We start from the raw sequence: 14,017 nt of genomic DNA on the forward strand, positions 1-14,017 counted from the left end.
TTATTCCTCCGTTATAGAAACAGTATATATATCATTGGGAACATAGTTAAAAGAAGACATATTCAAACTATATCTTTTTTCACCTGTATCCGATTCCGATACTAAAGTAAATCCGTTATTTTCATAAAAATTCTTAACCTGCATATTTTTCAACGTGGGTATATATGATGCTTTTAATTGAGTGTATCTATTTTGCTTTAAAACCGTAATAATCTGTTTTAAGAATTCATTTTCGATTCCTTTGCCTAAGATTCTGCAGCTCAATAAAAAGGAATCGACTTCATCCTGTTTTATAATGATACAGCCGGTTATACCGCTGTCTCCGAATTTATCCGAAACGCTCATGCAATATATTTTTGAACCGGCTGAAATCATATTTTTTAAATCCGCATCCGTATACCGCTTGGTAGTCAAATTAAACTGATTGGTTTTTTGCGTCATTTGAGCAATTCGGGGAATATGTATATCATCTGCTGATTCTATTTTTATATGTATATTAAGACTTTTTATAAAACTTTTCATATCGGTAAATTTTGATTCTTCGGATTTTCTTTTTGCATTTGCCTTATATGTTTCGGTTTTATTTTTATCCTCTGTAGTTACGGCATAAATACGAAAATAATCGGTTATCAAGCTTTCAATAAAAAAGGGTAAATTATAGGGGTGTTCGGGAAAATCCGGAACCGCAACTTCAGGTATGTTTTGTCTTATCAGCTCTCTTTCCGCGGGATTATCATCAATAAAAACAAAACTGTCAAGTCCGATATTCAACTCGGAGGCTATTGCTCTAAGATTATCCGCTTTGTTATTCCAATTGATACGATAAGAAGAAACAACCGTTTCATTTATTAAGTTAAACGGATTCTTTTTCCAACAATCCAAAACATCTTGCTCATTATTTTTACTGCAAATTGCAATAATAACACCGGATTTTTCAAGTTCAATAATCGCTTTTTGAAAATATAAAAAAGCTTTTCCGGGATAATCTCCGCCGATTTTTATGCCGTCGATGCCGTCTTCACCGAGAACTCCGCCCCATACAGTATTGTCCAAATCCAAAACCAGACATTTTTTTCTTTTAAAAGCAAGCTCATCTCTGATTTTTGCATACCATAATTGAAAATCCTTAAGCAACTTTTGACTGAATGCAAGTTGTGATGTAAAATAATACTTCCAATCAATTATTTCATTTTTTTTATACCGAAAAATAAAATCGGTAAAATCGATTATTTTAATATTTTCTTTTTCTTTTGATTTTTTTACAATGTGATTGTTAAATGCAAAAACGGCATGATCAATATCAAAGTCAGAGCTAACAATCTTTGTATTAAACAGGTTTACCAAAGTGAACACATAGATCATTTTATTTTCAGAGATTTGAGAATATACAAAATCAAATTTTTCCGTATAAGAATCTACAATTTGAGTTTTTAATTCTTGAGCAATTTCATACGGAGTTTGATAAAACCAAATGAACTCATCCGCATCGTCCGGTATGCACGAAATATCATCATACCCCGAAAAAGAATGTGTTTTGTTATCGAAAAAAAATTCTACTGTATTATTTCTAAAAACAAACGTTTTCATTTTTCTACTAATTCAATAAGGCCTATATTTTTATTAAACAAAAAACAAACTTTTTTATTATTTATTGCAATCGCTTCAACCGGCTTTGAAAGCGGAATAAATTTTTCCCTCTTCAGCTCGGTTATTGTATCGGATATATTTTCAACTTCATAGCAAATATGATAGGGGGCAACTCCGCTTTTTTGTAAGATTTTATAGACGGGAGATTTTTCATCAATCGGTTCTATCAATTCAATCATAGGCATCCCCCCCCCCCCGATTATTTCACTGTATCCGTCAGTAAGGAAGCAGATATTTACATGTTGAATAGGATCATAAACGGTTTGAGATTTAGAATACCCTTGCATAATATAAAACGGAGCCGTTTCTTCAATATTAAAAACGGCAATACCGATATGATGATATTTCATTAATTTTTTTGGCCCTTATATGTTGCAATCATTTTTGATTGATTGTTTAGAATATCTTCTTTAATAATATCAAAAGTTTTATTTAAAGGTATGGACAATATCCGTGAACAAGCTATTTTTGTTTCTTCTATTATTTTATTGTCCAAAAGATAATTTTCAAGCGGTTCCAAATTCACCTCGGCATCCATATCATAGTCTCGCACAAACATGGAATATGTTCGTAAAGATTCCATGCCGGTTTCATCTATATAGTTGGCAGAAAAATTTTTAACGTATCTATAAGACACCCCAACTGTCTGTTCCACGTAATGAACAAAGGTAAAACTATTTTGCATACTGACATCAAGAATGATATTTTTTCCGTTTTTTTTATATAAATATGCAAAAGGAGAATCTTCTGCAAACGAATCCGTATTGTTTAATTCACACAGGTATTCCCTGTCTTTCCCTGCAACAGCCCACGAATAGATAGGATGCTTTGTTCTCTTAAATGCGGAATGTTTCAATGCAGCTTGAGATAAGGAACCCGTTTGCGAAGGAGTATTTTTATAATCGAACTGTATCCCTTTACAAAAATCCCAATTATAGGTTGGAAATAGGACCGTTCCTGCAGTTCCTATCTTATTCAGGATTAAATCAAGTAATTCATTGATATCAAAATTTTCTTTATTTTTATGAAAATAATATCCCAGTCGTACAGCATCTGACGTAAATAACACGATATCACCGTTAAAAATAGGTAGTTGATTTATAAAATCATTCATCAAACTCATAGCTTATGCCTCAACTGTCAGTAAATTTTCTTTAATAAGTTTATTTATATTTTCAAGCAGCTCATCAACCGGAACGCCTATAATATTACTTATATCGATTAAGTCATTATGGCCGTTGCAGTATTGAATAAAATTAACCAACTTAAAAACTTCGTCATATTGTCCCTTTCTTGATACTGTTGGGTATAGACCTCTTTTTCCCAATTGCGGTTCACATAAACAGGCTATCTTATATTTTTTATTATGTTCTAAAGCATTTATACATTTTGTCATGACATTAAAACTGCCCTGAAGTCCGCTCGGCGATATAAGCGATAAATTATCTGCCGATGTGTGATATTCGGGGTAAATGCCGTAAAGAGAACGAGAAAAACAAACAACAGGTAAATCTATACCCGGTGCATTATAGCGGCGTTCATCACTGCCAGATTGAAGGTGCGGATATGTTTTATATTCCGGATAATGAAAATGTAAAACATTTTTTAATACTTTATCGGCAAGGGTATTTCCGTAAGCGGATTGAAGATATGAATATGTTCTATCATCTCCTACACAAGTCAGATTAAAACCTGCAACAATATTTTTTTGCATTGTTTTATAATGTTTACTCAAATAAGCAATGGAACCTATGGTTTCGGGTATAAAAATAATTCGGTATGAATATCTGCGGTTTTGTAAATTTTTTATATAGTGTGCCAATGCAGTTGCAAGAACGGGACCGGAAAGCTCATTGTTTGCTAAAGAAGGATGACAAATATATGTTGAAAAAAAGAGTTCAGAGTTCTTTTTATTTTTTTGAGAAGCGGAACAATCGGCAGGAAGATATATCTCCCCGTATGTTAATGCCCCGTCTTTAAGAGAACTATCTATATAAATCTCAAATTCATCATCAACGGCGTATGTGTCGATAATTTCTTTTTTTTGATTTTCAGAACAACAAAAACCGAACCTTTCCTTGTAATATGAAGTGATATAGGGTATAACATCTGGCTGAAAGGGTTCCGTATATAAAAGAGAAAGTAGTTCTTCCTTGGAAACTGTTTTTGAAACAGGTATAGAATAGCCCATAACATGAAGATTTGACTGCGCAAAATCTATAATTTTTTTACCGTTTGAGTCTTTTATCCAAGCATCTTTAATATTCCACTCTTTAGGAACAATCCAGTCAAAAACCTTGGTTCCGCTGGGAACTTCATGAATCTTCAATTCTGGAATTTCTTTTTTAATAATATTAAGAGTTTCACGTACTCCGTTGCCTGTAATACTACGGCAAATGGGAAATAATTCTTTTGCCAGTACATACATTTTATCGCCTTCGTTCATTGTTGTAATTTAATCCTTTAGTTTTAGTGTAAGTGCATTTTTAATATTGAGCGTATCGGTAAACCCGCGTTTAAACTTTGAAATATCGTTATATTTTTGATCTGCAATTGGTGTTACATCTCCTATTTCAAAAATACAGCAATTCCGGTTCTTTGCTTCAAGTATTGATTTAAAAAGAACATAATGGCTGAGAGGTTTATTTTCAGCCATTAATTTTCTATCATATACACCTATACCATAACATGCGGTACGTTCATCGCATGTCGGTATTCCAATCGATGTGTCGGTATATGACCAATTACTCTTTATGCGCTTATACAGGCCGGATTGTTCAAAGGCGATTTTTTCCGAATCATTTAAATCTTTAAGAAATTTGACTTTCATTTATTTTATATTCCTTTTAAAGACAGGGTCTACTTTCCCGCCTTTAAGAATTCCGTCAAGACTGTCCTGTGTAATTGCTTGTCTTATGAGAGCAAACGCTTTTTCGGTTGCTTCAAGGTATAAATCGATTTCTTTTTCCGTATGCGAGCCGTTCAAATTACAAATTGCAAATACCAAAATGCCGTTTTCAATCATAACTTGGGAGTATACGCTGTGTATATCCAAATACGATAATCTTCCTATTTCGTCAAAGGCAAGACCGCAATGCGGGGGCAACCCACTGACCGTGATAATCTTTTCAAGCTCATATTTTTTTACCAGATTTTTTAATCCGGTATGCATTTTTTCTCCGAGTTTCCAGATGGAATCATAAAATCCGGGCTTTTCCAAAACCTTAATTGTTGCCAAGGCTGCTGCCATGGAAAAAGCATCCCCACCGAATGTGGTTGAAATAAAAACACCATTTTCTATTTGTTGCATAAGTTCTTTTTTACCGGCAACTGCAGAGATGGAATATCCGTTTCCCATTCCCTTACCGAAAGCGGCCAAGTCGGGAGTTACCTTATACAATTCGGAAGCTCCGCCCAAGGCATAGCGGAAACCGGAAACAACTTCATCAAAGATAAGAATTGCATTATGTTTATGTACCAAATCCTTTAATGCTTGCAGATAGCCTTCTTTCGGTCCGTCTGTCTGAATCGGTTCCAGGATGACGGCTGCAACATTATCCTTATATGTATTTAATTTTTCTTCTATATCACTAAGGTCATTGTATATGAAATTCTTTGTAAGCTCGCAAACCGCTTTAGGAACTCCTTTATTGTTGTTTGACGCACCGATTGACCAATCATGCATACCGTGGTAGCCGCTCATCAATACAATTTCTTTTCCGGTATACGCTCGTGCAAGACGAATTGCGGCAGTGGTGGCATCGCTTCCGTTTTTTACAAAGCGTACCATTTCGGCACAGGGAATGGTTTGACATATTTTTTCGGCAAGTTCAACTTCTATGGGACTTTGTAAAGAAAAGCTTGCACCCTTATCCAATTGTTCTTTTACGGCAGTATTTATGCGGTCATCATTATATCCAACAGTGATAGGTCCCAGGGCACAGATAAAATCAATGAATTCATTGCCGTCAACATCGTAAACACGGCAGCCTTTTGCATGATCGATGTATAAAGGAGAAATTCCTTTGCAAAAGTAACGGTAGGATTTGCTGAATGTTTGTGCGGCAAGCGGAGACACTTTTAATTCGCGTTCAAGCAATTCATTTGATTTTGTATACGTTTTCATATTTACACTCCTTGTAGAATTTTATATTTTAATTCTGCAGCTTTCCAGTCTTCCATTGTATCGATATCATGACATTCGGTTTCATCGATTATATAAGCACCCGTATTCGGCGGTACTAAGGTTTTATTTTCCAATAATGCTGATGTTTTGCAAAAATAAAACATACCCACGTCATAATATTTCGGCACTAAATCCTGCGAGCGGATAAGTTGAGCTTTACGATCATTCGGAACAAGTATACCGCCGTTAACGGCCATCGCCCATTCTATCGGTACCGGATATTTACACACCGGCATAATGACATCGGTTTTTTCTTCGCACATTTGTTTATAAGCGGTTTTAAGCGAGTCGGCCGTTAAAAAAGGAACACAAGGATAAATACAACATACCATATCAAAACCAATGTTTAATTTTTTATATTCGGTTAATACTTCTTCCAAAACATCGTAGGTAATTGCGTAATCCGAACTGGTTTTAGCACTGCGCATAAAGGGAACTTCGGCACCATAGTTTTTTGCAACGGCAGCGATTTCTTTATCATCGGTTGAAACCATAACCGTATCAAAGAGTTCCGATTTTTTTGCCGCGTCAATCGCATAGGCAAGCATAGGTTTACCCATGAATTCTTTTATATTTTTCCGAGGAATACGTTTTGAGCCTCCTCGTGCCGTTATAATTGCAATGGTTTTCATTCTTTACTCCACAAGGAAGGATTGATAATCTTTTCATTATGAACGGAAAAACTGCTGTAATCGATGGAAGGACACGGAGATATAGAAGCGTTATAAATTTCTTCCAAATCTTTTAAGCATGTAACACCGACAACTAATTTATCAACTTGTTTTAATGACAATACGAAATGCAGAGCATACAAAAGTTTCGGATGGGGGATTCCTTGCAAAATATGTTTTATCGAATCGAATTGCGCCGGATAATCGGTCATCAGTAATAAGCCTTGTAAAAAAACCGAGCGAACGTGTATTTCAATTTTTTTACTTTTCAATTCAGGAAGCAGCGGTATAAAACGCTGATCCAATAAGTTAAGAGGAATTTGCACGATGTCTACAGGATAGTTTTGAATTATCCGTAAAAGTTTTTCGGGAGAATACACACTTACGCCGATCTTATGTACCAGTTTTTGCCTTTTCCAATATTCAAACTTTTGCCATGTTTTATCATTTATTTCATCTTCACGATGAAATAAGAGAGCATCAATGGAACTGACGTTTAATTTACAAAGAGAATCCTCGAGTTCTGCATCACCCGATAATTTGGTAACAATCTTAAACGATGATAAATCATAACGGCCCAAAACGGCTTCGCTTTCACCGTAGCCCTGTGCCGTATCCAGCGTATTTATATTGTGGATTTTACAAAATGTAAGAATCTTTTCTATTTCGACCGCCGGCACTTGACCGCGTGTATTTGAGATGCCGTAGTTCATGCCGAATTGAACGGTACCGAGTGCAAGTTTTGTCATTTACAAATTATCTCCCGAATTGCATTGATTACCGTTTTTACATCGCTATCTGACATTGCAGGATATAAGGGAATCGATAAAGCTCTTTCATAATATTTTTCCGCAATAGGGTAGTCCCCGATTTTATAATTATACCGTGTTTTATAATAAGGCTGAGTATGCACGGGAATATAGTGTACTTGCGTACCGATTCCTTTATCGGCCAATTTTTTCATAAAATCTTTACGTGTTGTTCCGATTGCTTCAAAGTCGATTTGTAAGACATAGAGGTGAAAACAGGAAACTTGTTCTGAATTTCTATACGGAAGTTTAACATGAGGCATACCAGCAAAAGCCGTATTATATTGATTTACGATATGCTGACGCCGCTCTCTAAAACGTTCAAGTTTTAAAAGCTGAGAATACCCCAATGCGGCCTGCATATCGGTCATACGATAATTAAAACCGAGACTGTGCATTTCGTAATACCAGGGACCGGGATTTTGAGTAAGCAACTCAGCATCTTTTGTCATACCGTGACTTCGTAATTGTAAAAGGCGTTTATACAAGACTTCATCATTTACCGTTATCGCACCGCCCTCGCCGGTGGTGATTGTTTTTACCGGATGAAAAGAAAACACTGTCATATCCGAATATTTGCAGCTTCCCACAGGAGCACCATCCGCATAACACGAACCGATTGCATGAGACGCATCTTCAATAACTTTGATATTATGAGTGTCTACAATTTTTCTAATCAGCTCCATATCGCAGGCTAAACCGGCAAAATGGACGGGAATAACAACCTTTGTATCCGATGTTATTTTTTTCTCAATTTTATTTGGATCAATATTATAAGTATCGGGATTTATATCCGTAAAAACAGGCTTTACTTTATTATACAAAAGACAATTTGCCGAAGCTAAAAACGTATTCGGAGTTGTAATTCCCTCAGAATTTTCCGGTAAATTAAGAGCTTGTACAGCAATATGCAATCCTGCCGTTGCATTAGAAACTGCAACACAATAACGAGCACCTGTTATTTCACAAATTTTATTTTCAAAGCAGCTGACTGCAGGCCCTTGAGTTAAAAAGTCTGACTTTAATACAGCTATAACAGCTTGTATATCATTATCGTCAATATATTGGTGTCCGTATTGAATCATCAGATATTTCCTACTTTATCTTTATTATCCTCAATCCATTTTCTAAGCTGAGGTATAGTCATCCATTCAGCATTATTGTCAGATGTATAGCAAAACCCCTCAGGCACAGATTTGCCGCCTTTTATCATTTTTTCAGCTTGCCCCCACTCACATATTTGAGGAATAATTTTAAAATGTTCTGGATACTCATAAGTAAAATGAGCATCTTCTACACCTATCATTTGCTCATGAAGTTTTTCACCCGGTCTGATTCCTATTTCTATCTGCTCTGCATTTTCGTCTACGGCAGCCGCAATATCGCAAATATTCATGGAAGGAATCTTCTTAACATAAATTTCTCCGCCTTCCATATCTTCAAACGCATGCCATACAAGCTCGACTCCCTGCTCAAGAGAGATCATAAAGCGAGTCATTCTTTTGTCGGTTATAGTCAGTTTCCCTGTTTTTGCCGTATCAAGGAAAAAGGGAATAACCGAACCGCGGGAGCCCATTACATTGCCGTAGCGTACTACAGCAAATCGTGTTCTTCCTCCTGTATAAGAATTCCCTGCAATAAAAACTTTATCGCTGCACAGTTTTGTTGCTCCGTATAAATTTACCGGCTGACTCGCTTTATCTGTACTCAACGCCACACAGCGTTTTACCCCCTTATCGATACAGGCATCTATGAGATTCATAGCACCGTTTACATTTGTTTTAATACATTCGAAAGGATTATATTCGGCTGTAGGAACAATTTTTGTAGCGGCGGCATGAACCACATAGTCAACACCATCAAGAGCACGATACAAACGTTCCCTATCACGTACATCACCTATAAAAAAGCGAACACGAGAATCATTTGGAATTTTTTTTGCCATCTCCCATTGCTTCATTTCATCTCGCGAATATATAATAATCTTTTTGGGATTATATTTTTTTAAAGTCATAGGAATAAAGGTGTTGCCGAAAGAACCGGTACCTCCGGTAACCAGAATTGTTGAATGATTTAACATATAATACAACTCCTATACATAAAGCCATAAATCATAATATATAAATATCAAAATTAAAATAAATACATCATAACTATTTAGTTAAACAAAAATTCACACCCAGTTAGTCGTGTGATTTTTCTCACAACTCTTTTAGCGAAATATATAATTTCTCGAAAACTATATATATACTTTATTTTAGATTTTTTATTTACAACAAAAAAAACATTTTCAGTTAAAATAAGTATTTTTTCCTTATAATGTAAGGACATAGCCCGCTTCAAAGAAAGTAAGTCTTTTTTAAATTCCGAAAAAGATAATGATCCAAACTCAACATTAAAAGGTGATGTTTTTACAAATTTTCGAATATCTAAAAAAGGTGTGGCAAAAACAAATTTTCCAATTTTATTTTCTTTATCAATACTTTTCACAATTCTTTCAGAACATGTTTCATTATTAGTAAAAGAAACATAATTACCTAAAATTGACTTTTGTTCATTATTTAAAACACTGGATTGTTTGTTTTCCATAGAACTAATTATAGATAACAGTTCATCTTCAGTATTTAAAACTTTACTAAGCTGATCAGGAATAGTAATGGGGTATTCAAGTGAAATATTAGGCTGATATGAAATAGCCATTTTCCCCATAATAGCAGCTTCCATTCCTGTAGTACACCCACTATGAATCACTAGTGATGCACATGCTATCCAAGGATTTACAGAAAACTTTTTTACAACATAAATATTACTATAATTCTTAAAAATATCTTCCACATCTTGTAATCTTTCAGCTGGATGAGGTCTAAAAACAATTTTTTTTTCAGGAAATTCAGTTGCAATTGTTTTTATGGCAGAAAAAAAATAGGGAGCAAGAGTATTGACTAATCTGTTCATCCTTTCAACAAAAGCAATACTTCTTTTCGATTCACCGTTACAACTTATAATTGCAACTTTCGAATCATAATCATCACGAGTAGCAATATTGAAATTTGAATTTACTAAAATATAATCAGAACCGAATTCTTTTAGTATGTAAGAAATTTCACTCGAAAAAGCACTTGTTACGATATTAAAATTCAATAAATCAAGCCTAGGATTCCCCAATACACAAATCTGATTCGTATAATTCCGTAAAAACTTTTCGATAGTATTTTTTTGCCTTTTTCCCCATGTAATAATCAAGTCTATAGCTCTCAATGTGTTTTCATTTAAACTCGTTTCAACATATTCCTCTTCAATATCATAAATCAAACCTTCTTCATCCCAGCCTACTACAAAATTTCTATTCCTATGAAGACTATCTAAAAATGGGAATCTATACTTATAAAAATCTTTTGTTATATATACGGAATCTTCGGCATTAACCATAAATTCATCCATATGCCAAAGGCTCCCGATACAAACACTATAACCCGCTTGCAAAAAATAATTTGCGAGCAACAGTTTAGCTTTATACTCTCTATTCTTTACTTCAATTGGTATAAAAACTATTTTACCTTTTATAATGACTTTCATATATTAATCCTAATCAGTTACAATAAATTTACAATTATTTAATTTAATGCAATCAGAATTTAAATTTACCCAATTATTATCTTCTTCAATAACAATATCCGGTGTAAATTCATCCAAAACACAATAGTTCACAGCTGGACCTGACAGTGAAATCTCATCGGCAACCCAAAAATATAGAGGATATCTCCCAGGTAATAAAGAATTTTTAGGAATACTTAAATAAATATGCTTGTTAAAATCTGAAGTTATTATATCATTTTTAATGCAAGTCTTAAATTCAGCAAGGCTTTCACCAAATTTATTTTTTACTATTAACGCAAAATACAAGCCTTTAAAAGTTTTATTTACTTTTAATGCAATCTTTATATTAATATCATCAGTTATCTTATAACATTCCTTATCAAAAATAATATCACTAAATTCAACAGCACCATTTCCCCTTTTGATATTTTGATCCTTAACAGATAATAACTCTCTTCTATAATTTTGCTTTTTACTTTCAGAGTAGACAACGATAGTCTCATTTATAGAAGCATAGTTAATAAGCCTTCCCTTCTCAAGAATGATTCCCTTATTACAAAGTGACTTTACCGCTGCCATATTATGGCTGACAAAAAGAACCGTCCTACCCTGCCCTGTCGAAAGTTCGCTCATCTTTCCAATTGCCTTCTTTTGAAACTCTGCATCACCCACAGCCAGCACTTCATCAGCAATAAGAATATCACTATCCAAATGAGCGGCAACCGCAAAAGCAAGGCGGACATACATACCGCTTGAATAACGTTTAACCGGTGTATCGATATGTTTTTCAATACCCGAAAAGTCTATAATTTCATCAAGCTTGCGGTCAATCTCGGACTTTTTCATACCCAATATTGCACCGTTAAGATAAATATTCTCGCGGCCTGTTAACTCTCCATGAAAGCCCGTTCCTACTTCCAATAGGCTTGAAACCTTTCCTTTTATCTTAACGAGTCCTTCAGTAGGTGTAGTAATACGGGAAAGAACTTTTAAAAGAGTTGACTTCCCTGCTCCATTCTTTCCTATTATACCGACCCTATCTCCCTGCTTAATATCAAAAGTTAAATCTTTTAATGCCCAAAATTCGGTATCAGAGCCTAGATATTTATCTTCACCAATCTGCGAATGAGGATCTTCTTTTCCGCGTTTTAACGCCCACCAGCTTTGAATATCCCTAAAAAGAGCATCGTTATTTATTGTCCCAAGTTTATACATCTTAGAAAGATGTTCTATCTTTATTACAGTATTACTCATATTTAATCCCAAATACCGAGTTTTTATTTTTTTGCCGTATATCCTGACAGATGTTACCAATCAGAACATCCGTTATCGGCATAGATTTTATCAATTTCAGATTTTCCAGCCAAGAAAGCGGAAACGTTTTTAGACGCTCAATAAGCGTACAATCCTCAAAGGATTCCTTTTGGTGTGCAGCTTCCAAAATTATTTTCCAATCAAACTCATACATCAAACAAACGGAAACAATGTCAAATACATCTTTTTCTTCGTCACGCCCAATAACAGCCGTTAATTTATTTGCCAGTATATTAAACACATTATCAACGGCAAAATCGCATATTTTATTTGAAATTCCGTACTTGTATACTCTATCGTTTACAAAGTCAATTTTCAGTTGTCCGGTTTTTATCCGCAAAAAGTCTTTTGCATTTATCACAGTTTCAATTTTAAATTGCTTTTTTAGCCGGTAGATAATCTCTTTTACTTCATCATAAAAATAAGACTGTCCGTTCATAAAAAAGTCCAAATCGTCCGAATAACGTGCATTACAATAAAAGCGATGGAGTGCAGTTCCCCCTGTTAAATAAAACGGAGTCTCTTCTGAAAAGACAATCCCTAATACCCTATCTTGAAGAGAATACAACTCATCATAATTCTGTACTATAGTTTTTTCCATTGTAACTTTTCTATATACTGCCGTTCGTTCAGCATTGTGTTTCTCAAGGCCATGTATACTTCCCACGTTAAACCGGAACGATGAGAAAAAGTAAAGCCGTCAAAAAGAGTGCATAAATCCTTTTTGGAAAACAACAGCAAATCACCGATTTTATCCTGCGAGTTATATACAATACGGTTAAAAAGCCATTGTTTTTTTTTAATATCGCTGCCTGTAATAATAGAATGCAGTTCCGTTTCACTGATAGTACAATCCCATAAACAATCCTGCATCGTTAATTTCATCTTATTATTCCTAATAGTATCCATTCAATACCCTTAATTTCCTTTATCCCCTACACCACATCAATAAAGTTACGCTCATTTTGATTAAACATAATAAGCCCTAAAAATAAAAAGAAAAAAGTCAGCAAAATACTCGAAATAATTGCTTGCATTGGAATCCCACCGGCCCCATAAAACAAAACCCTAAAAAGTTCAATAGGAGCATTCATGGGGTTAGCATATAAGACCCAATGGAACCTTTGAGGAATTTGAGATACAGGATAAACTACAGCCGTAGCATACATTGCAAGATTTAAGGCAAAATTTACTAGGAGTCTTAAATCTTTATACTTAGTTGTTAAAGCCGAGATAACCATCCCCATGCCTGTTGCAACAGCTGCAATCCAAATCAAAATAAGAGGAAAAAGAAGAGCTAACAAAGAAGGTCTTAAAATATCTGAGGTTACTAAATAATAAACAAAAAAGCCCATTAAACACAAAAATTGCACCAATATTCTTGTTACATTACCGGCAATATTACTTATAGGAACGGTAAGACGAGGAAAATAAACCTTTCCAAATAAAGATGCATTATTTACAAAAATATTCGTTGCATCGGTGAAACAACCTGCAAAAAAAGACCATAACATAGTTCCGGCATAATAAAATAAAATATGCGGAACGCCGTCAGTACTTAACTTTGCCAGATTGCCAAATACGAAGGCATACATTACTGTCGAGATAAGCGGGTTTATAATAAACCATAATGGCCCCAAAATTGTCTGCTTATACTGCGTAACAAAATCCCTCTTTATAAAAAGAACTATCAGGTCTCTATATCTTATTACCTCGCGGATAGGTATATCCAAAAGTTTCCGCTTAGGTTCAATAATTAAATCCCAAGATTCTTCCGTTTTTGTTATAGTCAT

Annotated in this window: 15 protein-coding genes; all 15 read right to left on the reverse strand. The window is 34.7% G+C overall.

The window, feature by feature from the left end:
* The 15 genes from E4O01_RS06450 to E4O01_RS06520 all read right to left on the reverse strand — a co-directional run bounded on the left by E4O01_RS06450 (position 1) and on the right by E4O01_RS06520 (position 14,011).
* Positions 1-1,587 (reverse strand): HAD-IIIC family phosphatase, encoded by a 1,587-nt coding sequence (locus tag E4O01_RS06450; protein ID WP_253694957.1) that lies wholly within the window; start codon positions 1,585-1,587, stop codon positions 1-3.
* Positions 1,584-1,997 (reverse strand): VOC family protein, encoded by a 414-nt coding sequence (locus E4O01_RS06455; protein ID WP_253694958.1) that lies wholly within the window; start codon positions 1,995-1,997, stop codon positions 1,584-1,586. Before E4O01_RS06455 ends, E4O01_RS06450 begins: the two co-directional genes overlap by 4 nt.
* Positions 1,997-2,770, reverse strand: coding sequence for an AAC(3) family N-acetyltransferase (locus tag E4O01_RS06460; RefSeq protein ID WP_253694959.1), 774 nt, complete (start codon positions 2,768-2,770; stop codon positions 1,997-1,999). The genes E4O01_RS06455 and E4O01_RS06460 overlap by 1 nt, the downstream gene beginning before the upstream one ends.
* A gap of 3 nt (positions 2,771-2,773) precedes the next feature.
* Positions 2,774-4,093, reverse strand: a complete 1,320-nt coding sequence (locus E4O01_RS06465; RefSeq protein WP_253694960.1) for a DUF4910 domain-containing protein — start codon at positions 4,091-4,093, stop codon at positions 2,774-2,776.
* 9 nt (positions 4,094-4,102) lie between these two features.
* Positions 4,103-4,477 (reverse strand): hypothetical protein, encoded by a 375-nt coding sequence (locus E4O01_RS06470; RefSeq protein ID WP_253694961.1) that lies wholly within the window; start codon positions 4,475-4,477, stop codon positions 4,103-4,105.
* Positions 4,478-5,773, reverse strand: a complete 1,296-nt coding sequence (locus E4O01_RS06475; protein WP_253694962.1) for an aspartate aminotransferase family protein — start codon at positions 5,771-5,773, stop codon at positions 4,478-4,480.
* 2 nt (positions 5,774-5,775) lie between these two features.
* Entirely contained in the window at positions 5,776-6,465 is a 690-nt protein-coding gene (gene pseF, locus E4O01_RS06480) for a pseudaminic acid cytidylyltransferase (RefSeq protein WP_253694963.1), read from the reverse strand.
* On the reverse strand, positions 6,462-7,253 hold the full coding sequence (locus tag E4O01_RS06485; protein WP_253694964.1) for an aldo/keto reductase: 792 nt from the start codon (positions 7,251-7,253) through the stop codon (positions 6,462-6,464). The genes pseF and E4O01_RS06485 overlap by 4 nt, the downstream gene beginning before the upstream one ends.
* Positions 7,250-8,398 (reverse strand): UDP-4-amino-4,6-dideoxy-N-acetyl-beta-L-altrosamine transaminase, encoded by a 1,149-nt coding sequence (gene pseC / locus E4O01_RS06490; RefSeq protein WP_253694965.1) that lies wholly within the window; start codon positions 8,396-8,398, stop codon positions 7,250-7,252. Before pseC ends, E4O01_RS06485 begins: the two co-directional genes overlap by 4 nt.
* The gene (pseB, locus tag E4O01_RS06495) at positions 8,398-9,393 is read right to left on the reverse strand and encodes a UDP-N-acetylglucosamine 4,6-dehydratase (inverting) (protein ID WP_253694966.1); all 996 of its coding nucleotides are present in this window, start codon (positions 9,391-9,393) and stop codon (positions 8,398-8,400) included. The genes pseC and pseB overlap by 1 nt, the downstream gene beginning before the upstream one ends.
* 77 nt (positions 9,394-9,470) lie before the next feature.
* Positions 9,471-10,889 carry a surface carbohydrate biosynthesis protein gene (locus E4O01_RS06500; RefSeq protein ID WP_253694967.1) on the reverse strand — a complete coding sequence of 473 codons (1,419 nt, stop codon included), beginning with the start codon at positions 10,887-10,889 and terminating at the stop codon, positions 9,471-9,473.
* Positions 10,890-10,898: 9 nt separating this feature from the next.
* The gene (locus tag E4O01_RS06505; protein WP_253694968.1) at positions 10,899-12,164 is read right to left on the reverse strand and encodes an ABC transporter ATP-binding protein; all 1,266 of its coding nucleotides are present in this window, start codon (positions 12,162-12,164) and stop codon (positions 10,899-10,901) included.
* Positions 12,157-12,825 (reverse strand): nucleotidyl transferase AbiEii/AbiGii toxin family protein, encoded by a 669-nt coding sequence (locus tag E4O01_RS06510; protein ID WP_253694969.1) that lies wholly within the window; start codon positions 12,823-12,825, stop codon positions 12,157-12,159. Before E4O01_RS06510 ends, E4O01_RS06505 begins: the two co-directional genes overlap by 8 nt.
* Entirely contained in the window at positions 12,810-13,109 is a 300-nt protein-coding gene (locus tag E4O01_RS06515; protein ID WP_253694970.1) for a hypothetical protein, read from the reverse strand. Before E4O01_RS06515 ends, E4O01_RS06510 begins: the two co-directional genes overlap by 16 nt.
* Before the next feature lie 50 nt (positions 13,110-13,159).
* Entirely contained in the window at positions 13,160-14,011 is an 852-nt protein-coding gene (locus E4O01_RS06520; protein WP_371819640.1) for an ABC transporter permease, read from the reverse strand.
* Positions 14,012-14,017: the final 6 nt, after the last annotated feature.

The sequence above is a fragment of the Treponema sp. OMZ 790 genome, assembly GCF_024181285.1.
Lineage (GTDB): Bacteria > Spirochaetota > Spirochaetia > Treponematales > Treponemataceae > Treponema_B.